23 protein-coding genes and 3 pseudogenes are annotated in these 21,838 nt (G+C 61.0%); 7 read left to right on the top strand and 19 right to left on the bottom strand.

Features of this window, described 5'->3' with window-relative positions; translation table 11 throughout:
- Positions 1–28 precede the first annotated feature (28 nt).
- Positions 29–166 (top strand): annotated as a pseudogene (locus HHL14_RS33900) (Arm DNA-binding domain-containing protein); the annotation flags it as partial.
- 74 nt (positions 167–240) lie between these two features.
- Here HHL14_RS33900 and rpsU read toward each other — a convergent pair.
- From rpsU to HHL14_RS00535, 5 genes are all read right to left on the bottom strand, one after another.
- On the bottom strand, positions 241–453 hold the full coding sequence (gene rpsU, locus HHL14_RS00555; protein ID WP_169495653.1) for a 30S ribosomal protein S21: 213 nt from the start codon (positions 451–453) through the stop codon (positions 241–243).
- A gap of 162 nt (positions 454–615) precedes the next feature.
- Positions 616–831, bottom strand: a complete 216-nt coding sequence (locus HHL14_RS00550) for a hypothetical protein (RefSeq protein WP_169495652.1) — start codon at positions 829–831, stop codon at positions 616–618.
- Positions 832–896: 65 nt separating this feature from the next.
- Entirely contained in the window at positions 897–1,136 is a 240-nt protein-coding gene (locus HHL14_RS00545; protein WP_169495651.1) for a hypothetical protein, read from the bottom strand.
- A 735-nt stretch (positions 1,137–1,871) separates the two neighbouring features.
- Positions 1,872–2,126, bottom strand: coding sequence for a hypothetical protein (locus tag HHL14_RS00540; protein ID WP_169495650.1), 255 nt, complete (start codon positions 2,124–2,126; stop codon positions 1,872–1,874).
- 426 nt (positions 2,127–2,552) lie between these two features.
- Positions 2,553–2,840 carry a hypothetical protein gene (locus HHL14_RS00535; RefSeq protein WP_169495649.1) on the bottom strand — a complete coding sequence of 96 codons (288 nt, stop codon included), beginning with the start codon at positions 2,838–2,840 and terminating at the stop codon, positions 2,553–2,555.
- A 636-nt stretch (positions 2,841–3,476) separates the two neighbouring features.
- Between HHL14_RS00535 and HHL14_RS00530 the strand changes: the two genes are divergently transcribed.
- Positions 3,477–3,761, top strand: coding sequence for a hypothetical protein (locus HHL14_RS00530; protein WP_169495648.1), 285 nt, complete (start codon positions 3,477–3,479; stop codon positions 3,759–3,761).
- 136 nt (positions 3,762–3,897) lie between these two features.
- Positions 3,898–4,167 (top strand): annotated as a pseudogene (locus HHL14_RS33895) (serine protease); the annotation flags it as partial.
- Positions 4,168–4,262: 95 nt separating this feature from the next.
- Here the strand turns inward: HHL14_RS33895 and HHL14_RS00525 are convergent.
- The 7 genes and pseudogenes from HHL14_RS00525 to HHL14_RS32785 form a co-directional block, all read right to left on the bottom strand.
- On the bottom strand, positions 4,263–4,487 hold the full coding sequence (locus HHL14_RS00525; RefSeq protein WP_169495647.1) for a hypothetical protein: 225 nt from the start codon (positions 4,485–4,487) through the stop codon (positions 4,263–4,265).
- A gap of 273 nt (positions 4,488–4,760) precedes the next feature.
- Positions 4,761–4,964, bottom strand: a complete 204-nt coding sequence (locus HHL14_RS00520; protein WP_169495646.1) for a cold-shock protein — start codon at positions 4,962–4,964, stop codon at positions 4,761–4,763.
- 385 nt (positions 4,965–5,349) lie between these two features.
- Positions 5,350–5,858 (bottom strand): annotated as a pseudogene (locus HHL14_RS33010) (tyrosine-type recombinase/integrase); the annotation flags it as partial.
- Between the two features lie 112 nt (positions 5,859–5,970).
- On the bottom strand, positions 5,971–7,059 hold the full coding sequence (locus tag HHL14_RS00510; protein WP_169495645.1) for an extracellular catalytic domain type 1 short-chain-length polyhydroxyalkanoate depolymerase: 1,089 nt from the start codon (positions 7,057–7,059) through the stop codon (positions 5,971–5,973).
- Positions 7,060–7,105: 46 nt separating this feature from the next.
- Entirely contained in the window at positions 7,106–7,531 is a 426-nt protein-coding gene (locus HHL14_RS00505) for a CopG family transcriptional regulator (protein WP_169496272.1), read from the bottom strand.
- Positions 7,532–7,934: 403 nt separating this feature from the next.
- Positions 7,935–8,738 carry a transglutaminase-like domain-containing protein gene (locus HHL14_RS00500; protein WP_169495644.1) on the bottom strand — a complete coding sequence of 268 codons (804 nt, stop codon included), beginning with the start codon at positions 8,736–8,738 and terminating at the stop codon, positions 7,935–7,937.
- Positions 8,739–8,923: 185 nt separating this feature from the next.
- A complete protein-coding gene (locus tag HHL14_RS32785) occupies positions 8,924–9,160 on the bottom strand; it encodes a hypothetical protein (RefSeq protein WP_206002143.1) in 237 nt (78 codons plus the stop codon).
- A gap of 464 nt (positions 9,161–9,624) precedes the next feature.
- Here HHL14_RS32785 and HHL14_RS00490 point away from each other — a divergent pair, with 464 nt between their 5' ends.
- Positions 9,625–9,942 carry a hypothetical protein gene (locus tag HHL14_RS00490; protein ID WP_169495642.1) on the top strand — a complete coding sequence of 106 codons (318 nt, stop codon included), beginning with the start codon at positions 9,625–9,627 and terminating at the stop codon, positions 9,940–9,942.
- A 904-nt stretch (positions 9,943–10,846) separates the two neighbouring features.
- Here HHL14_RS00490 and HHL14_RS00485 read toward each other — a convergent pair.
- Positions 10,847–11,260, bottom strand: coding sequence for a type II toxin-antitoxin system HicB family antitoxin (locus HHL14_RS00485; RefSeq protein ID WP_169495641.1), 414 nt, complete (start codon positions 11,258–11,260; stop codon positions 10,847–10,849).
- A gap of 863 nt (positions 11,261–12,123) precedes the next feature.
- Between HHL14_RS00485 and HHL14_RS00480 the strand changes: the two genes are divergently transcribed.
- On the top strand, positions 12,124–12,807 hold the full coding sequence (locus HHL14_RS00480) for a type 1 glutamine amidotransferase domain-containing protein (RefSeq protein WP_169495640.1): 684 nt from the start codon (positions 12,124–12,126) through the stop codon (positions 12,805–12,807).
- 74 nt (positions 12,808–12,881) lie between these two features.
- Here the strand turns inward: HHL14_RS00480 and HHL14_RS00475 are convergent, their stop codons facing one another.
- Entirely contained in the window at positions 12,882–13,364 is a 483-nt protein-coding gene (locus tag HHL14_RS00475) for a MerR family transcriptional regulator (RefSeq protein ID WP_169495639.1), read from the bottom strand.
- A gap of 114 nt (positions 13,365–13,478) precedes the next feature.
- Here HHL14_RS00475 and HHL14_RS00470 point away from each other — a divergent pair, with 114 nt between their 5' ends.
- On the top strand, positions 13,479–14,720 hold the full coding sequence (locus tag HHL14_RS00470; RefSeq protein WP_169495638.1) for an NADH:flavin oxidoreductase/NADH oxidase family protein: 1,242 nt from the start codon (positions 13,479–13,481) through the stop codon (positions 14,718–14,720).
- Positions 14,721–15,095: 375 nt separating this feature from the next.
- On the opposite strand, the gene HHL14_RS00465 is transcribed toward HHL14_RS00470, so the two are convergent.
- Positions 15,096–16,481 carry an amino acid permease gene (locus HHL14_RS00465; RefSeq protein ID WP_169495637.1) on the bottom strand — a complete coding sequence of 462 codons (1,386 nt, stop codon included), beginning with the start codon at positions 16,479–16,481 and terminating at the stop codon, positions 15,096–15,098.
- A gap of 415 nt (positions 16,482–16,896) precedes the next feature.
- Here HHL14_RS00465 and HHL14_RS00460 point away from each other — a divergent pair, with 415 nt between their 5' ends.
- On the top strand, positions 16,897–17,877 hold the full coding sequence (locus HHL14_RS00460) for an alpha/beta fold hydrolase (RefSeq protein ID WP_169495636.1): 981 nt from the start codon (positions 16,897–16,899) through the stop codon (positions 17,875–17,877).
- Positions 17,878–17,940: 63 nt separating this feature from the next.
- On the opposite strand, the gene HHL14_RS00455 is transcribed toward HHL14_RS00460, so the two are convergent.
- Genes HHL14_RS00455 through gsiC form a run of 4 tightly spaced genes read right to left on the bottom strand, consistent with a single transcriptional unit; the run spans position 17,941 to position 21,788 of the window.
- The gene (locus HHL14_RS00455) at positions 17,941–18,774 is read right to left on the bottom strand and encodes a M55 family metallopeptidase (RefSeq protein WP_169495635.1); all 834 of its coding nucleotides are present in this window, start codon (positions 18,772–18,774) and stop codon (positions 17,941–17,943) included.
- Positions 18,771–19,946, bottom strand: coding sequence for a DmpA family aminopeptidase (locus HHL14_RS00450; RefSeq protein ID WP_230412876.1), 1,176 nt, complete (start codon positions 19,944–19,946; stop codon positions 18,771–18,773). Before HHL14_RS00450 ends, HHL14_RS00455 begins: the two co-directional genes overlap by 4 nt.
- 8 nt (positions 19,947–19,954) lie before the next feature.
- The gene (gsiD, locus tag HHL14_RS00445; RefSeq protein ID WP_169495634.1) at positions 19,955–20,860 is read right to left on the bottom strand and encodes a glutathione ABC transporter permease GsiD; all 906 of its coding nucleotides are present in this window, start codon (positions 20,858–20,860) and stop codon (positions 19,955–19,957) included.
- 7 nt (positions 20,861–20,867) lie between these two features.
- Positions 20,868–21,788: a glutathione ABC transporter permease GsiC gene (gsiC, locus tag HHL14_RS00440; RefSeq protein WP_169495633.1), complete on the bottom strand. Its 921-nt coding sequence runs from the start codon at positions 21,786–21,788 to the stop codon at positions 20,868–20,870.
- Positions 21,789–21,838: the final 50 nt, after the last annotated feature.

The following is a 21,838-nucleotide window of genomic DNA, read 5'->3' as shown; positions in this document are numbered from 1 at the left end:
TCGCTGACCGATGTGCAGGTCAGGAATGCTCGCGCTTGGCGTCTATCCGGACGTATCGCTCGCGGCAGCGCGAAAAAAGCGCGACGATGCCCGCGAAAAGCTAGCGGCGGGAATGGACCCAAGTAACATCAAGCGCCTTGAGAAACGTGCGGTTGCCGCGCCGGCCCGCAGCCGCATGAATGGTTCGCCATTACCGTCAAGATGGAATTTCCTCACGTGCATGCGCTGGCGGGTTGCAGATCAATACAGCTTTCCAGGCGGTAGCGACCGCTTGATCTGTTTGCGCAGCCGCGCCACGGCAGCGGCCTTTTTTCTTTTGCGTTTGGCGGTTGGCGTTTCGTAGGCCATCCTTGCGCGCAATTCCTTGAGCAGACCCGTGTTGTCGATGGAGCGTCGGAAACGGCGCAGGGCAACTTCCACCGGTTCGTTGAGTTTGGGCGTTACAGTAGTCAATTGTTTTCCTGATTGTGATCCGGACGGATGCCCGGACGCTGGGCATGCGACTGAATCGATACGCGCGGCTGATATTGGTTGCATCTTATCTTTCTGACGGCGAATGGCTGGCCTTCAGGCCGATCGCTATGCGTCTGCATGCATCTGTCTGTGAAACGTCTATCAGCCGAAGCGCGCCTCCAGCCAGTCCTGCGCCCAGTTCTTTGCATGGGCTACCGCGTCCTCGCGTGCGTCAAAACCGGCCAGATCGCCGCTCGAATAAATTTCGTAACTGGTGCCGTCTGCACGATTGCTGCTGATCCGTGCGTGGGCCATGTACTCGCCGTCGGCACGCCGCGGAGTCGGGTCGACAGCGATCAGCGTGGAATTGAAGCGCATAAGTTTGTCCTTCAGGGTTGTCGCCCGGTTGCGACTGTCCCACCGGGCATCGAAAAAAGCGCGACTCACGTGCTTAGCATGGCCATGATCTGCCCTGCCTCGCAATCCGACTCGCAGCTTGCCATGCCACGCTCGCGCAGCAATGCGCGAATCGACACGAACATCAGAAACGCATCGACATCGACCTCGTGACGATGGTCACGAATGACGCTGTCGAGTTCCGCCTGCGCGCCGGGCGGCAGAAACTGGTCGACGAGCCCGGAACCATTGCGCCGGATCCACTCCAGCAGGTCATTCCTTTGCATATCACACTCCAGTGTGCACCGGTACTCCGTCCACTACAGCGGGTGAATCCCGCGTCCGCAGTAGAGGCGGGAGCCGGTTGTCATGGGATATCTTCACCACCGCGTCATCGGGCGACGCAAGAGAGAGGGGGCATGGAGACGTGAGCCACTGCGTTCGCAGTGCTTCACGCGTTGGGCCGCGCCGCGTGGTCTGGGGTGACCGGGGAAGGTCCGGTTCTACGGGGTGAAGCGGCTAAGGATGCCGTGAACGGCCACAGATCGAACGATGATCCCATGGTACGCCCATTGATGGATTTGTACAGGAAAACCGTGCTCCCGGTGCCATCAGAAAAAATACAAGGATTTGCGGATCAGCCCGGTGCTTATGACAGCAGTGCCGGGCGGCCGCGGCAATATGCTAGTCCGTGTTTGACTTCGCGTCTTCGCCGCGTCATGCAGGAACGCAGCATGCGATCGGTCGATATGGGCGCCAGGCAATCCCGATCTCGACAGATCAATGACGGCGAAACAAAGCCCTCGGTACGGCATTGCTGCCCCGTTCGCTCTTATGGCCGAAATTGATCCGCCTTTTGTGAGGTCGCAAACGAGAGTTCCAGCGTGCGCAACAGCGGGGAACGTGCAGCCCGACCGCACACCCAGCCCGACGTGAGACAGCAACACGACTCGTGGCTTGCCACTGCCATACGTTTTCAACAGCCAGGGGCATCGGATCTTCAGGGCAGGTCAAACGACAGATCATACGGGAGGCTGATCGCCCGCGGCCATCCCAAGCAGTACGTCGACTGCAGCCTGCCCCGCTATTTCCGCGACGAGATATGCCCAACGCCGGGTAAATGGACCGTTGCGCAGCGGAATGCGTCCACGCCGGTCGCCAAGGATGGCGAGTTGCTCGCCGCCCTTTATCTGGAAGCTGACCTCGTACAGATCCTCCACAGACGATGTCAGTTCGACGTGAATCTCGAAACCTCGATACAGGATCATCCGGTACATGGGCGCTCCTTTAGATTGTTGGATCGATGCGGCTCGGGGGAGCATCGATCCACGAACGGACGCGCAAGCGGACAAAGTCTTTGCCGAAAAATACCCGCAGGGCACAGTCAAACAGCGGCGGTCAAATCCGCCTGACATTCATTCAGGCATGCGAACAAATACAAAATCCGTATCTTCTGCATCCGCGGTGCAAATGAAGACGGAGCCGTGCCGGCCTCTCGTGAACATTCGCGGGAAGGTTTAGTTCGTGGCGCGAGGCATGTCAGTCAGTGTTCGCGACATACAGCACACGGTCAGCGCGTGACATCCAGAGGAACGCTTTCAGCCGCAGGTCACTTTTCCGATGCAGCGACAGCCGGATCGGTTTTCAGGCAGCGCTATCTTCGCCTGGGCAAAACCGGTGACGCTGCACGTCAGCAGCGTTTTTCACATGTCGACGACCGAAGCGCCACTCACCTTTCCGTCGACGATGTCCTTTCCCTGCTGACGGGCGGCTCGCCTTGCCGTGCCCAAATCGGAGAATGCATGAGGCTGGTTCAGCCGGAAAATACGGCTCGCGGCAGAGCTTGCTATTGCGGCCGGACGGCATATCCGTACCGCTATGTCATACCCTTCGGCGTAACGGGAATGTCCGTCAAAGCGATTGAACGTGCGGGGGAATACGAGAGGATGAAGTTCATACCCCCTGTAGAGAAGAAGCGGCTGGGTCGACATGCTGGGCACTCCACAAGGGGAGGCTCACTATACCCTGAAATAACTAACACAGCGCAACGCCGATGTTTTCAGAATTGAATTGACGGAACATGCCGGCGCGCGTATGGTGGGTCACGAAGTCCGCAAATCGGATCCTTGTCCGCACGGTCATCGATTCTCTTTCCGATGACCTGGCTTTCAGCCTTGTTCCTCCCCCCACAGTATGTGGCGGCCCCTCCACGAGGACGTTCGCCGGCAACCACGCTTTCTTGCCGCACGATGAAGCAGATAAAGACTACTGGCTTCATTGCACAAGCGACGGAACGCTGTCGCGACGAGATATCGAACACAACGCGAAAGGAACGGCAACGCGCTTTCGATTCCGGAGCGGCGCGCCGCGCGATCGAACAGACCTAAGCTGAGTGCCGGCCTGGCCAACGCTTGCCCATGCATGCATGAATTTCGCTGACAGGTCAGGCGTAAAGCCGCTTGAATTATCGTCTTGCCCGAACGTCGGGATTTCCCTCCGGGAAAGTCCGGCCGGGCTGCTACGGCTCGTTGATACGGCTCGTCAGGCGTTTCGGATGTCGCCTTTGACCTGACCCCGGACAACGATCAAAAAACCGGCTGCTTGCTGCGGCCCCAAGGAGTGATCTGATGACCACCAATCGCCATTATCGAGGCTTGGATATTTCCCTGCTCGTGTATCCCCATCATGCGACCCAGGCTGGATCTGGCCACAATTACGAGGAAGGTTTCGATGCGTCGATCCGTATCAGTGAACCCGGTTCCGGAATGGACAGCGCAAAGAGTCGTCTTTTCCGTGTGCCTGGCAAGCGTCCTTTCGAGCATTCCGGCGACGCAAGGCGCGCGTCCGTCGCCTATGCTGAAATGCTGATTGACGGTGGCAGATCCGGCCGCTCGCTCTGGGAGCCCGCCTGAGCGATTCGGCTACGGCAGACCACGCACCACAGTGCTTGCGGGTTCCCCGAACAGGGTGGCTTCGTGCAATTCGACTGCAGTCGTGATTCGCAATGCCCCGGAATTGAGAGCACGATCATCTGAGGGGTGTACATGGAAAAGCGTTCTGGCTTCCACGCTCGGGCTGCGTTTTCAGGGGAAGGGCTGCTTTGTCACGGACGCAAGAACTCACCGCGGTACCAGTGGCGCACCGGTTGTGCTGAGAGCACACTCAGAAGGCAGGAAGCTTGGTGAACTACCGTGGCTGCTGTTAGGCGTTCATTCTTCGAGCATTGACATGAGCGGCCGGGATGACCGGATGGACGAATCGCTCGGACTGAACAGCGCATGGTATGCAGATATTTTGATGGTGCTGACGGCTCACTAGCCCGCCATCCCACTCGTCCGTTTGCCACGCGGGCGTGTCGCAAATTCCTTACTTCGGCCGAACGTGCATGACACGCCACTGAAACGGCGTCGCCCTTACCCGCGCGTGTCGACCCAGTTGCGTGCCCAGCGTGTCGAGTGCCGCAGCGCCTGCTCTTCACTCGTGAAGTAATCGAGCGAATAGAACTGGTAGCGGCCTTCGGCGCGCGCGTTATTGGTTCGCTCGAGCAGCAGGTTGGATGAAAAACTACCGTCGGACAAACGATGCGCCGAGGGTTGGACGGCATAGCCGTTGTATTGATGAATCTGTTTGTTGTGCATTTTATTTGAATGATGTTCAAGTGCGCGCGCGTGCGACATGTGCATGGGCACGCCGATTCAACGCCATTTCGAACTGAATCTGAAGCAGTCGAAAAGCAAAAAATAGCTTTGAAGCCTGAGGGAGAATGACGCGCAACGCGGCGTATGGGGCCTTGGCAAGCTGCCGAATAAACTGAGGCAGCCAGGAGTGATTGTGCCAACCTGGGAGACAAAGCTCCGCGAATGTGTCGCTACAGCCCGGCGTCTACCGCGAGAGACCGGGCTCTTCAAACTTTACAGCGGCTTGATGTTAGCCGCTTGCAGACCCTTCGGGCCTTGCTTCGTTTCGAAGCTCACCTTCTGATTCTCAGCCAGTGTCTTGAAGCCATCGCCGCTGATTTCGGAGAAGTGCGCGAACAGATCGTCGCCGCCACTGTCCGGGGTGATGAAGCCAAAGCCTTTGCTGTCGTTGAACCACTTGACGATACCGGTATCCATAAGATTCCTTGAGAAAAATAGAAGAATGCTCTTTTAAAGAGCGTGTGAAGCATCAAGGAGGGAGAGGACAACGAATATCGCCGAGCAGCGACTAATTGATGAACAGCAATCGAACTTCTTGAACTTCGGCTGCTACAGTACCCGCTGGGTGCTACCAACGTCAATACTTATCTTGTAACTGATTCCCCAGGCCGCCGTTCTGCAAACAAACCGATGCGCGGAACTGCATGTTATGCACCCTTGCCTCGCATGGCGGACGGGCACGAGCGTACGGCACCGCACCTTCTCCGCGGGATCGGGACGGAACTGCGCCCCGCTCCCTGGATTTGGGCCAGATCAATGCACTGACTGAGGGTTTCCAAAGCGCAGCCGACGCCGGCATGTTTGTCTGTCGATAGACCAATGATGCCTTCGTGCGGCGCATCGTGTGCGTGCCGTAGGTGGCGTCGTCCAGTCCGACTTTGACGCGGCCGATCGATGCACGATACGAGCATACTGGCGCGTCGAGAAGTGCTCTGACGCGTGTAGGCAACTCGGAAACAGATAGTCGGAGGGCTTCAACTTGCGCGCTGAAATCCAGGTCGCGACACTCTGCCGAATTTGCTCCGTGATTTCGAACTGGATCGGTCTTCGTGTCTTCTGCTGCATAAACGTCGCTCGGGCAACTAGATGGCCTCCTATGCAGACGTTCTGCACCTGCAAGCGCGTCAAATCGCACGCCTGGAGCTTGCTGTCGATCGCCAGGTCGAACATCGCCGGCTCACGAGCGTTGGACGAGATATGCAGCCTCGTTCGAATTGCCCAAATTTCTCGGAGCCTCAATGGAGGCTTCTGGCCGGTCAACCTCCCCTTGTTCCATGGCACCCGGCGAGAGCTCAACGAAGGGAGATCGATTCTGCGCTTGGTGGAGTGGTCAATCTTCGACCCCGCGCCTTTATTCCTTTTCCGAGGAGCTTTCTCCTTATGCGATATGGCAGCCACCCGGCCCGCAGATTGAGCGCAACAGCTATCGCCGCTGTGGATGCTCAAGAAAGAATCGCAGCATTTCAGCACTTGCGTCCGGTCCAGTGGGGTCGGTGTAGCTGCCCCGGGCATTGCCGCCTGCCCAGGCGTGCGGTGCCCCGTGAACGGTCCACAGTTCGGCGTCGATGCCATTCGCTGAAACCAGCCGCGAGACAGTGCAGGCACGTCGGCCTGCATCGGCCGGACGCTGTTCACGACCGTCATCCGGCTTCGCGTCGAAGCCCCGAACAAGCTGTGCGGCATTGCGTATGTGAACCGTGGCATCCGAGTCGCCATGAAAGACGATGAGAGGTTTTTTCGGCAATAAGACGGATCGTGCCTCTGCGGAACGCCTGCCGCCTTTCATCGCCGCGAGCGCCGAAGGAAGATCGTGTGCGCATCGTGCGGGAAGCCCGGAATGTACACCTGCCGCGGCATAGAGTTCGGGATACGCAGCAATCATGATCGCCGCCATCGCGCCGCCCGCGGAGAGGCCTGCGACGTACACGCGCACGGGATCGACGTTATGGGCTGCGATGATTTGACGGGTTATGCCCGCGATCAATGACGGCTCGCCGCGTTCGCCATGTTGGTCATCTGGTTTGAACCAGTTCCAGCATTTCGACGCATTGGCCTGCTGCGGCTGCTCCGGATAGGCGACAAGAAATCGATGCCGCTCAGCCAGTACGTTCATCTGTGTGCCTGCTGCGAAATCGTCGGCGTTCTGTGTGCAGCCGTGCAACATCACGATCAAGGGTAGCTGCTCGCCGTGGCTTTCCGCCGGCACATACAGTCGATATTGACGGCGACCCGCGGCATTCGAATACACATGCGTGCTGAAATGTCCCCGGTCCTCGACGTCAATGCCGGCTTCTCGAGCGTTGAGTGTTTTTCCCCGCTTCATCGTCAGCGCGTCAAACGGCACGGCAACGGCTTCTGGCGATGTGTCCCACGACGCCGTTCGATTCGCGAGGTTATCGGTCTCTCCTCGCAGGGTGCGTTGTATCGCTTCTGTTGCTTCGGCGGGGCCGCGGCTGCGCAGCAAGGTCATCGCTTCGCGCATCGAGTTCAGGAAGCCATCATTGAATTTCATCGTATCTGTCCGTTATCGGGGTGAGGTATCGGGCGTCGCACGGTTGTTAGCGGATCCTGCCAGCGAGTGCCGTCTTGACGGCAGCCGATGCATGAAAGGCGCCCAGCACTACGACGCTGTCGATGGTCGCGAGCGCAAGTTCCGGGGAAACATCGCCCGCAATGCTGGCCAGTCCCAGCACCTGAATGGTGAGACGCTGATGGGCGGCACGAACTGCCTCGAGGTCCTGCCTCGAAAAATGCTGTAGCCCGAGCACGAGCGCACGGCGCGTCACCGTTTCGTGAACGACCTGGGCGTGCAGCGCGAGCTGGTTACGTATGGCGGTTCGGATCAGGTCAGTCCGGTTTGAATAAAAGCCTTCTTCCACGAGCAGGTCGATTTGCCCGAGATCCACAGGGCCGAGGTTGATCGTGATTTTTTCCGACTCGCCGCCTTTCGGGCGATTCATGCTGGGTACAGCGCGCTTTTCCATTTCCATCCTCTGACCATCCATATAGATGGTTATAGGCTGGTTTTCGCTGCGTTGCAACATATTTCGGAGAACAGACTGCTGCCAGCCCGCGCGCATTACCCAATGCGGTGCCTGGCGTGAGTTCGGATCAGAAAGAAGACAGGTGGCGAAAGAAGCCGCGGTCAGAGCGGCTGTCCGGTGCTACCGCCGAATATTGCGGGGACTCGCAGTGCCGCGACGACCTATAGCCGACTTTCTCCAAATCGGCCGCTGTGCAGACGTCAATGTGTCCGGCATCTCATTGCTCCCGCCAGGAAGGCTAAACCTCGTACATTCCAGCGCTACCGTTATTGGCGGAATTGTCACGCGAGCGTGCTGTTCGTGAACTTCCGCGTCGGCTCAGGGTTGGTGGACTGCAGCGCCGTCATTGCTGGTCGCAGTGCACCTCGAAGTGCGTCAGTATCGCAGGACCGAACGCATTACTGATCGCCACGTCGGCAGCGTCACGACCGTACGCCATCAATACACGCCCAATGCGTGGGGCGTTGTTTCGCGGATCGAACGTCTGCCAGGTACCGCCCACATAAGCTTCGAACCAACCCGCGAAATCCATCAGCGCAGCAACGGGCGGCAAGCCCACATCGCTGATATAGCCGGTGCAGTAGCGCGCCGGGATGTTCATTGCCCGACATAGCGTGACGCCGAGTTGCGCGAAATCGCGGCAGACTCCTTTGCGTTCCCGAAAAACATCCCATGCAGTTTTCGTCGGCCGCGCATGTTCGTAATCGAATTCAATGTGTCGATGCACGAAGTCACAGATCGCCAGCACAGTCTCGCGTCCTGGCGCGCACTGACCGAAAAGCTGCCATGCGATGTCTACCAGCAGATCGGTCTCACAATAGCGACTACCGAGCAGGAAAACCAGCGTATCGTCGGGTAAGTACTCTACGGGATGACCCCAGCCGTCGCTGGACCGCGTTTCCATCGCACCGGACACGTTGAGCAGCGCGGTCGTACGTAATCCTACACGTCCAATGGGCGCGACGATCCGGCTGCACAGGTTACCGAACAGGTCGCGGTACTGGCTGACCGGCACCGGCGGATCGGTAACGATCAGATCCGGCACGACAACATCCTTCGCATGAGAAAAATGCGTGTTCAGCATCAGCATCATCGGCGTGGGCTGCGAGCACTCGTACGACAATTCATATCCGACACGAAGCTTCATGAATCCTCCTTGACCCGGCTGAGGGTCCATGGGACTGGATTTAATGCGCGTGCATGGCCCACAGCAATTGCAGGAGACGGTTCCCATGATGCGGGGCCTAAGCGCTCATTCAAAATAATCGCCCGCTGTCGGCCCTGCCCCGTATGACCACTGTGTCGAGAGGGCGAGGGATGCAAGGACCGAACTCAGTCGACCGGGCCAAGCAATATGTCGATCGCGGCCTGACCAGCGATTTCGGCTACCAGGTAGGCCCATCGCTCGGTAAAGGGGCCATTGCGCAGCGCTATTCGGCCTCCCCGCGCACCCAGCACTTCGAGATTGGTGCCGCCTTTTATCTGGAAAAATACGTCAAACGTGTCGTCCCCAGCCCGTACCAGATCAACGTGAATTTCAAAGCCGCGATATCCGATAGTTCGGTGCATGAAAACCTCCGTTGTGGTCATTGAACATTAACATCAGAAACCACGCAGGTCCCTCTGACAAGCTACCAGCAAATGGTCATGCATAGCCGAAGAGACGACCATCGACTCGGGCAAGATGCAAAGCCTGTTTCAGGCGTCGCATCTTGCCCCGACATGCTAGTCATCAATGACCGCACAATTGCTTGTCGAGGCGAAGAATGGGAGCCCGAATTGCACACTTCATCGAGTCCATTCAACTACCGAAGATCGACATATCGCAACACTGGTCGCGCCGATCAGATGCAGGAACAACGAGCCGTCATTGCGTCGCGCCGTAGAGGAAAGCTGTTGGGTCATCTCGAACAATGAAAACGCGCCCCCGCTGGCAAACAGCGAGCAGGATTGCCCGATAAGCGGACGAATAATTAGCGTGTTTGTCGCGCGCGACAGACTACACTTGAAAAGGATTATTCCAGGAGCAGGACATGGTTGACTCTACCCCGAAAAACACTTTTCGCGGCCTTCCCTTGACCCCGGAGCAGGACGCAGAAGTCCGGCACTATATAAAAAGGAAGACGCAGCGCGGGGCGCCGTGGAACACGCCGGAGCTGGAAGCCGTACTCCATGACATGCTTGAGCCTCCGCGCGAGGATGATGCAGCAGGCAGCGCAGTTGTCGCCGACACAAGATCCGCCACGGAACGAGCGGAAGCGTCGGTCGACGCCTCCATGGACCCCATTGAAGCAAGCGAGGAGCGCAATGCCGCCATGGAAGCAGAAGGAATGAAGCGGCCCAGGCACTAACCGCGGCCGACCTCAGGAGTGCCGCGACCTTCGGTTCGTCGGACGGGATATCTCGCGCACAAGAACTCGAAACGCGTGCTGCATCTGTTCGGGCCCTCCGGATGGATGCTGCGCCCGGCCACTACCGGCCCGCGCGTCGCAGCCTCTCGGACATCCCGGATCAGGATAAAGGTCCCTAGACGGGCGAGGCCAGTCTCTCAACCGCCCCGCTATATGTTGGATCGATCGTGCCTGCCTGGAAACGCGCGTAGCGACCTACTGCGTGAGAGTTCTATCGAAGGAGGCCAGGTTGAGCAAAGCCCACGTCGCCAGGAAGACCGAGAAGAATGCGGCCACAAGTACGCCGCAGGAAAAGAAAGACGCGAAGAAACTGAAGCAGGAGGCCTCGAAGCGTCAGTAATATCGCAATAGCAGATGCGCCGCCAGTCGTGATCAGATTCTTTCCTTGCTCCGAGACCATCTCTACGACCGTCTGCGCGCTGCCTACTGGGTGCCGCTCCTGCCGCTTTTGAGGCCCCTTGCGACGGGAGGCGCACGCGCCGGTTTTACAACGGCGACCGGGCCGACGGTGGGCTTGCCCGATAGCACTGCGCACTCAACTTCATCGAACACCTGAAGCAGTCGGGTCACCCGCCTGTTCCCATCGGGTAACAGGCTCTGCTGCGCCGATAGCGAGGACAAACGACGCCGCCAGTACGATAGCGCAAGCGGATTTCCGCGTAAAAGGAGCGGAATGATGTGTTCGAGATGGGTCAGATCGGCTTCGAACTGGTAGCGTGACATCAAATTCCTTGCATGGAAGATCCGGCGTACTGGAACAGGCTCTCTTTACGGCCAGGCTGGCATTTCGACGTGGTCATCGACCATGAAGAATTTCTGTCTTCATGCGCCCGATAACCCGCGCCTACGACGCTCGTGTTTCGTCCCAGTTCGCGAGTTCGTGTACGGCGGCCTGCGTAAAGAACATGGAGCGCGTGGAACAACGTTGTTTTGCTGCGGCATCGACTCTCTGCAGCAGACTCTCGGGCAAACTGAACTGAACGCTGACGGCCTTGGACGTGACACGCGTGAGATTGATCTCAATGAACATCCAGATCCCCTTCCCATCGTCCATATCGAGCGATTGCAATTCCGACGTACTGCTCGTCGGGGCGGGTATGAGCTCCTCGCTGCGGTCATACATCAGTTCGACGATCTCCTGCGCGTTGCCCTTGAGTTCATCAAACGACCGCCCACACGCAACTGCCCGCGGAAGATCTGGAAAACTGGCACGAAAGGCGTTATCGCCATCGCGGCGCACATAAAACGGATATTGCATGACTTGCTCCAGTCAACTGCGGGTGGATTCACACGCGATATGTCACAGTTCTGTTGCCCGAGCCTTGCCATCGACGAGTTTTTACCGTACTGCAGCGCGATACCGATGGCGTCGTCCATTGTGGTGGGACTTGACACGCCGAACAACATTGCATAGCGCCGCGCCTTGACTTCGCCGGGAGGGATCGTGTCAATCCGTACGAAGGATGTGGACCGCCTTGGTCCTTTTGCGTACGGGTCGCGAAGGTGGGGAAATATCTAGTGAGAGTAGGCACGTAGCTCGTGCCCCTGGTACTCGATCGTGGGAATGGTCATGAGGGCACGCTCGTTAAGTTATCCTGACCGTCATGAACCAATGCCTGTCCGGATGAAAAATGCACGGCCAGGTACAACTGGATTTTTACACCATGCGCTCTTTGCGCTCGGAAAGCAATCTAAATCGTGACGTTGCGAAGGGATCAGCTTGCGTCGTGCTGGCGTGGCAAAGCCGGGCTGCTGTGCCCGCAGGCGAGCTGCGCATCGCTATCCTTGCGCATTTTGGGGACACCGCAGTACAGGCATGCGGGGTGCAAAGCAAAACCCCGCGGGCTCCTGCTTCATAATCCCATCGTCCCAGATGACGTTCGGCAGTTTATGTTGGTCTTTCTGCGGCTGCCGCGTACTGCGCGGAACAGACGTGTTGCAAGAGTAGCGTCGAGCCCGCCCCTACCCTCAACCAGACGAAGCCTCGAAAGGCCTTGACCTTCAGCTTTACTTCAACGTTATGGTGATGACTGTCGCCCGTAACCGTGCGCGCTCCGTAAGCAAGGGGATTTCGACGCGTCGGCGAGAGGTTCCGGTGGCAGATCAAAAGGACACTACAACATGACCAAACGCGTACTGCACGTCGTCAGCAACGTCGCCAACTATGCCGACCAGGCCGAACCGACCGGCCTCTGGCTATCCGAGCTGACCCATGCGTGGCACGTCTTCGCAGAGAAAGGCTACGACCAGCATCTCGTCAGCCCAAAAGGCGGCGTTTCGCTCCTTGAGCCGCGCTCGCTCAAATGGCCCATGGCCGACGCCTCCGTGAAGGCGTGGCTGACCGACCGGAATCGCCAGGCACTTCTGGCGACGACTGCGCGCCCCGACCAGATCGATCCGGCGGACTTCGATGCGATCTATTTCACGGGCGGCCACGCGGTCATGTGGGACTTTCCCGATAACATCGGCCTGCAGCAAATCACCCGGGATATCTACGAACGCGGCGGGGTCGTCTCATCCGTTTGCCACGGCTACTGCGGACTGCTCAACACAACGCTCTCGGACGGCAAACGACTGGTGGCGCAGCGGCGAGTCACCGGCTACTCCTGGGTCGAGGAGGTGCTGGCAGGCGTCGCGAAAAAAGTACCCTACAACGCCGAGCAAGAGATGAAGCAGCGCGGCGCGTTCTACGAGAAAGCCCTGCTGCCGTTCGTCTCGAAGGTCGTCACCGACGGCCGGCTGGTGACCGGGCAGAACCCGCAGTCCGCCAGAGCAACAGCCGAGCGGGTCGCCGCCCTGCTGTGACGGTCGGCGACGGGGCACGCCGCAGCATCGGACGCCCCTGGCCGCCCCCTAACCGGGAGGCGCACCTAACCACCCTAACCGCTCTTGAGCGACTGCTGCCGCTTCGCTTTACGAAGCGTCGTGACATCTGCGGCCTGCAGCGTCGGCTTTTTCACTTCCCCCAAGCGCATCCGGGACAGCACTCTCTTCGCATTGGCATTGCAGTCCATTTCGTCGGGTTTCGCTTCGATCTCCGCGAGAAGCGCGACGAGGTGCGCCTTGCTCTGCGCGAGCCGTGTTTGCATTGCTTCGATGTCCAGCACCTTGCCGCGCAGTGTTTCGATCAGCGCGCTGTGCTGCCATTGCGTCAGGTCGGGCGGCAGCAATATCCGAATCTCGTCCAGACTGAAACCGGCCTGCTGTGCCGCCGCGATCAGATTGAGCACCAGCACCGCTTGAGACGAATAGGAGCGGTAGCCGTTCGGCTGACGCTCGGGCTTCAGCAGGCCAATACGTTCGTAGAAACGGATACGCGAAGCGGCAACGCCCGTGCGCTCCGCAAGTTCACCAATTTTCATGTTTCCGGCACTCCCGGCCGTCATAAAAAATTCGAGCATTTAGCCTCACAGGAGGCATTGACATTAAAGTTGACTTTAACCTTAAAGTCGAGCCACGATCAAACGAGGTGAACCATGAACGTGTTCGACAAGTTAGCACTACCCAACGGGTCGATTATTCAGAATCGCATCGCTAAAGCAGCCATGGAGGAAAACATGGCAGACGCGGACCACGCTCCGTCGGAGCAACTGATGCGTCTCTATCAGGCGTGGGCGGAAGGGGGTGCCGGCCTGCTCATTACCGGCAACGTGATGGTCGACAGCCGCGCCATGACGGGTCCCGGTGGCGTTGTGCTCGAAGATGACGGGCATCTTCACGCATTCAGGCGTTGGTCGCGAATCAGTCGGTCAAAGGGCGCGCATGTCTGGCTGCAGATCAATCATCCGGGCCGTCAGATGCGGGCCAATCTTGGACAACAGACGTGGGCGCCTTCGGCAGTCCCTCTCGCACTGGGCAAGATGTCAAAGCACTTCAATACGCCCGTCGCGATGACCGGCGAAGTCATTGAAGATGTGATCCGGCGCTTTGCCCGCACTGCGCGGCTGGGTGAGCTGGCCGGCTTTACGGGCGTCGAGATCCATGCTGCCCATGGCTATCTGCTAAGCCAGTTCCTGTCCCCGCTCACCAATCAGAGGACGGATCAATGGGGCGGTTCGCTCGAGAACCGGGCTCGCCTGTTACTGGAGATCGTCAACGCCGTTCGTGCGGTCGTTTCTCCCCGGTTCGTCGTTGCCGTCAAGCTGAATTCCGCTGATTTCCAGCGCGGGGGTTTCAGTGCGGATGACGCCCGACAGGTCGTGAAGCTGCTCAACGATCTGGACGTCGATATGGTCGAGCTTTCCGGCGGAAGCTATGAAGCCCCGGCGATGCAAGGCGACGCACGTGACGGCCGCACCCTGGCCCGCGAGGCCTATTTCGTGGAATTCGCCCGCGACATCCGGACGATCGCAAAGATGCCCGTGATGGTCACCGGAGGCATCCGCCACCGGGCTGTCGCCGAACAGGTCATCGCCAGCGGGGTGGACATGATCGGGATCGGGACTGCGTTGGCGATCGATCCGAACCTGCCCCACGAATGGCGTCTCGGCAACGACAAGGCGCCTGCGCTCACGCCAATCACATGGAAGAACAAACCGCTGGCGTCGCTGGCCAACATGGCCGCCGTCAAGTTTCAACTGAGCCGGTTGAGCCGCGGCAAGACACCCGATCCGAACGTGTCGCCGTTGCGAGCGCTGATCCTGCAACAGTTGGCGGACGTCGCGCGCGCACGCGAATACCGGCGCTGGATGACGCAGCGTTCGATATTGTCGTATTGAACTGCCGCGCGAGGCTGCACGATGTGCCGCTGTCGCTTGCGGATAAAAAGTTGCCGTGTCGTTCATGAAGCGCAATCTCGACATGCGACATAAGCGAACGAAAGAATGGCCGTCCAGAAGCCCATGAACGACTCGGCACGACCGCGCGGTGGTATTTCTGGTTCAGCAATCACGCCGTCAAAACGACAAACCCCGCGAGCACTCGCTGCTCGCGGGGTTTGTCGTTTCTGGCGCGGCCGGATGCGGCCTCGGCCTGGATTGCGGAAGCGGAAGCGGAAACGGCTTCAACGAAAACCACCGCACCCTTCAAATACAAGCAGTACAAGCAACGCAAGCACCGCTCCCCGCGCGCTCACGCCGCCATCCAGCCTCCGTTCAGCGGCCCACCATCTCCGCACCGCCGCGCGCCACTTCACGCCGCCGCTTGATCACGTAGCCGATCCACATCAGCACGAGCCACGCCGGCACCAGCCACACCGAGACCGACAGGCCCGGCGTCATCGCGAGAATCACGAGGATCAGCGCCATAAACGCGAGGCAGATCCAGTTGCTGACCGGGAACCAGAACGAGCGGAACACCAGCGTCTCGCCTGCGGCGACCATCGCCTTGCGCGACTTCAGATGCGTGAGGCTGATCAGCGCCCAGTTCAGCACCAGCGCCGCCACCACCAGCGACATCAGCAAGCCCAGCGCCTCGGCCGGAATCACGTAGTTGATGATCACGCAGGCAAACGTCGCGAGCGCCGATAGACCGATCGCCATGTAGGGCACGCCGCGTCGGTCGACCTTCAGCAATGCGCGCGGTGCGTTGCCCTGCTCCGCGAGACCGTACAGCATCCGGCTGTTCGCATACACGCCGCTGTTGTACACCGACAGCGCCGCGGTCAGCACCACCACGTTCAGCACGTTCGCGGTCAGCGACGAGCCGATCTGCGAGAAGATCATCACGAACGGGCTACCGCCCGCCGCCACTTCGTTCCACGGATACAGCGACAGCAGCACCGCGAGCGAGCAGATGTAGAAAATCAGGATCCGCAGGATCACCTGGTTGACCGCCTTCGGGATGCTCTTCTGCGGCTCGGCCGCTTCGGCCGCCGTGATGCCGATCAGCTCCAGGCCACCGAACGAGAACATGATGACCGCGAGCATCATGAAGAGGCCGTGGAAACCGTGCGGGAAAAAGCCGCCGTGGCTCCACAGGTTCGTGACCGACGCCTGCGGGCCGCCGTGGCCGCTGACCAGCAGATAGCCGCCGAACACGATCATGCCGATCACCGCCACGACCTTGATGATCGCGAACCAGAACTCGGTTTCGCCGTATGCCTTCACGTTCGCGAGATTGATCGCGTTGATGATCGCGAAGCAGACCAGCGCCGACACCCAGGTCGGCACGCCCGGCCACCAGTAATGCACGTAGGTGCCGACCGCGGTCAGCTCGGCCATGCTGACGAGCACGTACAACACCCAGTAGTTCCAGCCGGACAGAAAGCCGGGGAAGTCGCCCCAGTACTTGTACGCGAAGTGGCTGAACGAGCCGGCAACCGGCTCCTGCGCGACCATCTCGCCGAGCTGACGCATGATCATGAACGCGATCACGCCGCCGATCGCGTAGCCGAGGATCATCGACGGACCAGCCGCCTGCAATACGCTGGCCGAGCCGAGAAAGAGACCCGTACCGATCGCGCCGCCCAGCGCGATCAACTGGATGTGGCGATTCTTGAGCCCGCGCTTCAGGCCCTCTTGCTGCTGTGCACTATTCATTGCGCCCTGCTGTGTGGAGATCGCGCGCTGGCGACCGCTGTGTGGAGACTGCCTGTTCGATATCGTTGGTTGGAATCGCTCGCCTGCTACTGCCCGCCTGAGACTGCCAGTTACGACGGCCGGCTCGCGGATTCCCTGCTTGCAACTCTTCCAGGGGCTTTCTTGCGGCGATTCTTACAGCCCATCCTGCAACCGGCTTTGCGCCCCTTTTTCTGCCCTTTTTGTGCCGCATTACCCGTCGGGACCCGTGGTCCGCCCCGGCGAACCCAAGATTTTACCCCGGCCGATATTCCCCCGACATTCGGGGCGACCCGCGTTGGTTCTGCGCCGCACTTAAGCGCGCGGATTGTGATTGTCAGCGGGATGGCGCTTCGGTATGGTCCCGTAGTCGACTCTCTGCCTGCGGAGCTTCAACATGTTGCCCAAACGTCCGCTCCACGCCGTCGTTTTGTGCCTCTGCTTCGCGGGTGCGGGTGCGAGCGCGCTCGCGCAAACCGCGCCCTCGGCGCCACCTATCGCACCCGCCGCCGCGCCGGGTGTCGAACAAGGGCCGGCACAAACGCCAGGCGCGCCGCCATCGCCCGATCATTCCAGCGCGCCGGTCAACACACCCCCAGCGCCGACAATGGCGCCCGCTCCGTCCGCGTCCTCCTCCGCCCCGACTCCCAGCCAGCCCGCTGCCGCGCCGATCGCCGGCCCGGTGCATAACATCGTGCTGGTGCACGGCGCGTTCGTCGATGGATCGAGCTGGAATGGCGTGGTCGCGAAGCTGCAGCACAAGGGCTATCACGTGAGTTCGGTGCAGAATCCGCTGACGTCGCTTGCCGACGACGTCGCCGCGACGCGGCGCGTGCTCGCGCGTGAGGACGGTCCGGTGCTGCTGGTCGGCCATTCGTGGGGCGGCGTCGTGATCACCGAAGTGGCGGCGAACGCGCCGAACGTCGTGGGGCTCGTGTATGTGGCCGCGCTCGCGCCGCAACTGCATGAATCGGCGATGGACGTGATGAAGGCCGGCGGTCCGATGCCAGCCGGCCAGAGCATCAACAAGGATGCCAACGGCTTCCTGTGGCTCGACCGCGCGCGTTATCGCGCGGACCTCGCCGCCGACGTGCCCGAGATGGTCACGCGCGTGCTCGCCGCCGCGCAGGTGCCGATCGCGGCGAAAGCATTCGACGAACCGGTCGATCAGATCGGCTGGAAAGACAAGCCATCGTGGTATGTGCTGACAACGCAGGACCGCGCGGTATCGCCCGCGCTACAGAAGACGATCGCCGAGCGGATCGGCGCGAAGGTGGTGCCGGTCGCATCGAGCCATCTCGCGCCGGTGTCGCATGCGGGCGCGGTGGCCGACGCGATCGATCATGCGGCGCGCGAGTTGAGCCGGCTGCAGCAGTAGAGTGGGCCGCGATCGGCCGGAGATGTGGCTTCGTTCGCCCAAAAGGCCAAACCGCTCGACCGCTCAGCGCAGCATGAACGACATCGCCGACAGACAGTTCAGCATCCGCACCGCATGCTCGGCCGACGCCGCGCCAAAGCGCAGTGTCACGCCATCGACGCGTGTCAGCGTCGGCCACTGACAGAACAGATCGGCAAGCCCGCTGGTTTGCACGCGCAGCTCGCACTCGACCGGCTGCGGCTGTGCGCGTGTCGCTTCGGTCGCACGGCCCGCATCGAGCTGCGCGCGGACTACCTCGCACGCGGCCGCATGCAGCGCCTCACGCACGCTCGCGGACGATAGCGTGACGCCGCTCGCCTGCCCCGTCGCAGTCTTCGTGACGACGAAACGCGCCCCCGGAAAACGCGGCGCGGTCTCTTCGGCGAATACGTCGTCGCCCGATAACAATGCGACCCGTGCGCCATATTCTTCGGCCAGCGCGCCGTACACGCCCGCCTCGCCCAGTTCGACGCCATTGAACGCGACGCGCGCGAACGCGAAGCTGTTGATCGTGTGCGCGAGGATCCCGCGCGTTTGCGCCTTCGCGTGATAGCCGATCATGAACACGAGCGCCGCGCCGTATTCGAGTCCGGCCATCATGCCGAGCGTGCGCGGTTTGCCGAGCACGATCCGCGCGCGCGGGTCGAGCAGATCGGGCAGCAGGTTGCGAAAGCCGCCGTGCGAATCGTTGACCCACACGTCGGTCGCGCCGCCCGCGAACGCGCCTTCGATCGCCGCGTTCGCTTCGAGCGTCATCCAGCGGCGCGCGGCTTCGTACTCGCCGTTGCCCGCGCGCGTCTGCTCTACGTGGAAAACGCCGGCCACGCCTTCGATATCGGTGGAGACGAGCACTTTCATTGCGCGCCTCGCCCGAGTAGCTGCAGCAGATCCGGCACGCTGTCGCGCAACGACAACCGCCGATGGCCATCGCGACCGGTCACCGATTCGGCACTCCACAACGCATCGACGATCGCCTGTTCGACGCTATCGGCGCACGCGCGAAACAGCGGGTCGAGGCCGTGATCGGCGACGAGCGGCGGCAGCGTGACGAAGTCCGCGCCGTGCGGCACCGTGTACGCGGTCGAAAACGCCAGCGCGATATCGCCACTGCCGTGGCCATACACCGAGCCGGTGCGCGCGAGACCGGCCGCCGCGCGCAGCGACAGACGCTTCAGCTGGCGCGCGTCGAGCGGTGCGTCGGTCGCGACGATCATGATGATCGAGCCTTGCTCGGGTTTGTCGGTGGTTGCGTTGGTTACGTTAGGCGCTTTGGTTGCGTTGGCCTCAGCGTTGGCTTCAGCGTGAGCGGCAGCCTCGGCACGAGCAGCGCTCGCGCGTTCGGCCAGCACTCGCCCGAGCGGCGTGCCGTCGATCGTCAGCATCGGCAGGCGGCCGAAGTTCGCGAGCACCAGCGCGCCGACCACATAATCGCTTCCCGCAATGTTCACCACGCGCGACGCGTTGCCGATCCCGCCCTTCAGATCGAAGCACGACATCCCGCGTCCCGCGCCGACCGCGCCGCTTGCCACGTAGGTACTCGCTGCATCGAACGCGGCGTCGAAATGCTGTTCGTGAACGGCGAGCGCCTGGATGTCGTTCAGATAACCGTCGTTGCATTCGAACACGAGCGGATTGACCGTCGACCATTCGCGGCCGATGCGCGGATTCGCGCGAATCGCCGCCCGGATCTGCGCCTGCGCGAGCGCGCCGACGCCGAACGTGTTGGTCAGCGCGATCGGCGTCTCCAGCGTGCCGAGTTCGTCGACCTGCACGAGCCCGATGCTCTTGCCGAAACCGTTGATCACCGACGCGGCGGCCGGCACCTTGTCGACGAACGGATCGCCGCGATGCGGCCGGATCACGGTCACGCCGGTTTGCAGCGCACCTTCAGCCAGCGTGCAATGACCGACGCTGACGCCGGCCACGTCGGCGATCGTGCCGAGCGGGCCAGCCGGCAACGTGCCGATATGCGGCGCCTGTTCGCGCGAATGACGGCTCATGCCGATGTCCTTGCTTATGCCTATGCTCATGCCTTGGCTCACGGCCGATCCAGCTTCGGATCGAGCGCATCGCGCAGACCGTCGCCGAGCAGGTTGAACGCAAGCACCGTCAGAAAGATCGCGAGACTCGGAAACAGCGCGATATGCGGCGCGGTCACCATATCGGCGCGCGCTTCGTTGAGCATCGCGCCCCACTCCGGCGTCGGTGGCTGCGCGCCGAGGCCGAGAAACGACAGACTCGCCGCGGTGATGATCGAAGTGCCGATGCGCATCGTCAGATACACGACCACCGACGAAATCGTGCCCGGCAGAATGTGCCGCACGATGATCGTCCAGTCCGACGCGCCGATGCTGCGCGCCGCCTCAATATAGGTGAGCTGCTTGAGCATCAGCGTATTGCCGCGCACGAGCCGCGCGAACGCCGGAATGCTGAAGATCGCGACCGCGCAGATCACGTTGACCATGCCGTTGCCGAGAATCGCGACCACGCCGATCGCGAGCAGGATGCCGGGGAACGCGAACAGCACGTCGGCAACGCGCATCGTGATGCGGTCCCACCAGCCTTCGTAGTAGCCGGCAAGCAGTCCGAAGAACGTGCCGATCACCGCGCCGATCGCCACCGACAGAAAGCCCGCCTCCAGCGAAATGCGCGAGCCGACGAGGATACGGCTGAAAATATCGCGGCCCAGCGAATCGACGCCGAACCAGTGCGCGGCCGACGGCCCCGCGTTCAGCGCATCGTAGTCGAAAAAATTCTCCGGGTCGTACGGCACGATATGCGGCGCGACAATCGCGACCGCGATCAGCAGTAGCACGAACACGCCGGCGGCCAGCGCGACATGCTGCTTGCGGAACTTGCGCCAGAACTCGCTCCACGGCGTGCGGATCGCGCTTTCCACGATCGCGGCGCGCGCCGCATTCGCCTCGGTTGCAGAGATGCTCATGCGGGCCTCACTTGAAACGGATGGTCGGGTTGATCACCGCGTACAGCACGTCGACGATCAGATTGATGATGATGAATTCGAGCGAGAACAACAGCACTTCGGCCTGGATGATCGGATAGTCGCGCATCGCCACCGCATCGACGAGCAGGCGCCCCAGCCCCGGCCAGTTGAACACGACCTCGACGAGAATCGAGCCGCCGAGCAGAAAACCGAATTGCAGACCCATCATCGTGACGACGGGAATCAGCGCGTTGCGCAGGCAGTGCTTGACGATCACGAGCCGCTCCGGCACGCCCTTCGCGCGCGCGGTGCGCACGAAATCCTCGTGCATCACCTCGACGAACGAGGCCCGCGTGAAGCGCGCCATCACCGCCGCGACCGCCGCGCCGAGCGTCAGCGACGGCAGCACGTAGCCGCGCCACGTACCGTCGCCGATGATCGGCAGCCATCCGAGCTGCACCGAGAACACTTCCATCAGCAGCATACCGAGCGCGAATGCCGGAAACGAAATGCCCGACACCGCGAGCGTCATGCCGAGCCGGTCGGGCCAGCGGTTGCGCCACACCGCCGAGACGATGCCGAGCGCCATGCCGATCACGACCGCCCACACCATGCTCACGATCGTCAGCCACAGCGTCGGCATGAAGCGTTCGGCGATTTCCTGGCTGACCGGCCGCTTGCTGCGCGTCGAGATGCCGAAGTCGCCGTGCGCGATGCGCCAGAAGAAATGGACGAACTGCTGCGGCAGCGGCTTGTCGAGACCGAGATCGGCGCGCACCAGCGCGACGGTCGCCTCGTCCGCTTCGGGACCGGCGGCGAGCCGCGCCGGATCGCCCGGCAGCAGATGCACGAACAGGAACACCAGCACGGCGACGATGAAAAGCGTCGGCAGCAGGCCAAAAAGACGTTTGACGAGGAAGTTCAGCATGAAACCAATCCGGCAAGGATGCGGGCAACGGGGAATCGGATGCGGATCCG

Origin of the sequence: Paraburkholderia antibiotica (assembly GCF_012927125.1) — a bacterium.
In the GTDB taxonomy this organism is placed as follows: Bacteria; Pseudomonadota; Gammaproteobacteria; order Burkholderiales; family Burkholderiaceae; genus Paraburkholderia; species Paraburkholderia antibiotica.
Note: the sequence above shows the minus strand (reverse complement) of the source record. Positions and strands in the feature narration are given on the sequence as shown.

Bases quoted from the DNA above. Each gene is read 5' to 3' on its own strand.
- HHL14_RS00520 (WP_169495646.1), bottom strand. From the start codon at position 4,964: ATGGATACCGGTATCGTCAAGTGGTTCAACGACAGCAAAGGCTTTGGC.
- HHL14_RS00550 (WP_169495652.1), bottom strand. From the start codon at position 831: ATGCGCTTCAATTCCACGCTGATCGCTGTCGACCCGACTCCGCGGCGT.
- HHL14_RS32785 (WP_206002143.1), bottom strand. From the start codon at position 9,160: ATGCACCGAACTATCGGATATCGCGGCTTTGAAATTCACGTTGATCTG.
- HHL14_RS00525 (WP_169495647.1), bottom strand. From the start codon at position 4,487: ATGCACAACAAACAGATTCATCAATACAACGGCTATGCCGTCCAACCC.
- HHL14_RS00510 (WP_169495645.1), bottom strand. From the start codon at position 7,059: ATGAAATTCAATGATGGCTTCCTGAACTCGATGCGCGAAGCGATGACC.
- HHL14_RS00450 (WP_230412876.1), bottom strand. From the start codon at position 19,946: ATGAGCATAGGCATAAGCAAGGACATCGGCATGAGCCGTCATTCGCGC.
- HHL14_RS00545 (WP_169495651.1), bottom strand. From the start codon at position 1,136: ATGCAAAGGAATGACCTGCTGGAGTGGATCCGGCGCAATGGTTCCGGG.
- gsiC (WP_169495633.1), bottom strand. From the start codon at position 21,788: ATGCTGAACTTCCTCGTCAAACGTCTTTTTGGCCTGCTGCCGACGCTT.
- HHL14_RS00530 (WP_169495648.1), top strand. From the start codon at position 3,477: ATGACCACCAATCGCCATTATCGAGGCTTGGATATTTCCCTGCTCGTG.
- HHL14_RS00455 (WP_169495635.1), bottom strand. From the start codon at position 18,774: ATGAAAGTGCTCGTCTCCACCGATATCGAAGGCGTGGCCGGCGTTTTC.
- HHL14_RS00505 (WP_169496272.1), bottom strand. From the start codon at position 7,531: ATGGAAAAGCGCGCTGTACCCAGCATGAATCGCCCGAAAGGCGGCGAG.
- HHL14_RS00490 (WP_169495642.1), top strand. From the start codon at position 9,625: ATGGTTGACTCTACCCCGAAAAACACTTTTCGCGGCCTTCCCTTGACC.
- HHL14_RS00465 (WP_169495637.1), bottom strand. From the start codon at position 16,481: ATGAATAGTGCACAGCAGCAAGAGGGCCTGAAGCGCGGGCTCAAGAAT.
- HHL14_RS00535 (WP_169495649.1), bottom strand. From the start codon at position 2,840: ATGTCGACCCAGCCGCTTCTTCTCTACAGGGGGTATGAACTTCATCCT.
- HHL14_RS00485 (WP_169495641.1), bottom strand. From the start codon at position 11,260: ATGCAATATCCGTTTTATGTGCGCCGCGATGGCGATAACGCCTTTCGT.
- HHL14_RS00540 (WP_169495650.1), bottom strand. From the start codon at position 2,126: ATGTACCGGATGATCCTGTATCGAGGTTTCGAGATTCACGTCGAACTG.
- HHL14_RS00500 (WP_169495644.1), bottom strand. From the start codon at position 8,738: ATGAAGCTTCGTGTCGGATATGAATTGTCGTACGAGTGCTCGCAGCCC.
- HHL14_RS00480 (WP_169495640.1), top strand. From the start codon at position 12,124: ATGACCAAACGCGTACTGCACGTCGTCAGCAACGTCGCCAACTATGCC.
- HHL14_RS00460 (WP_169495636.1), top strand. From the start codon at position 16,897: ATGTTGCCCAAACGTCCGCTCCACGCCGTCGTTTTGTGCCTCTGCTTC.
- HHL14_RS00470 (WP_169495638.1), top strand. From the start codon at position 13,479: ATGAACGTGTTCGACAAGTTAGCACTACCCAACGGGTCGATTATTCAG.
- gsiD (WP_169495634.1), bottom strand. From the start codon at position 20,860: ATGAGCATCTCTGCAACCGAGGCGAATGCGGCGCGCGCCGCGATCGTG.
- HHL14_RS00475 (WP_169495639.1), bottom strand. From the start codon at position 13,364: ATGAAAATTGGTGAACTTGCGGAGCGCACGGGCGTTGCCGCTTCGCGT.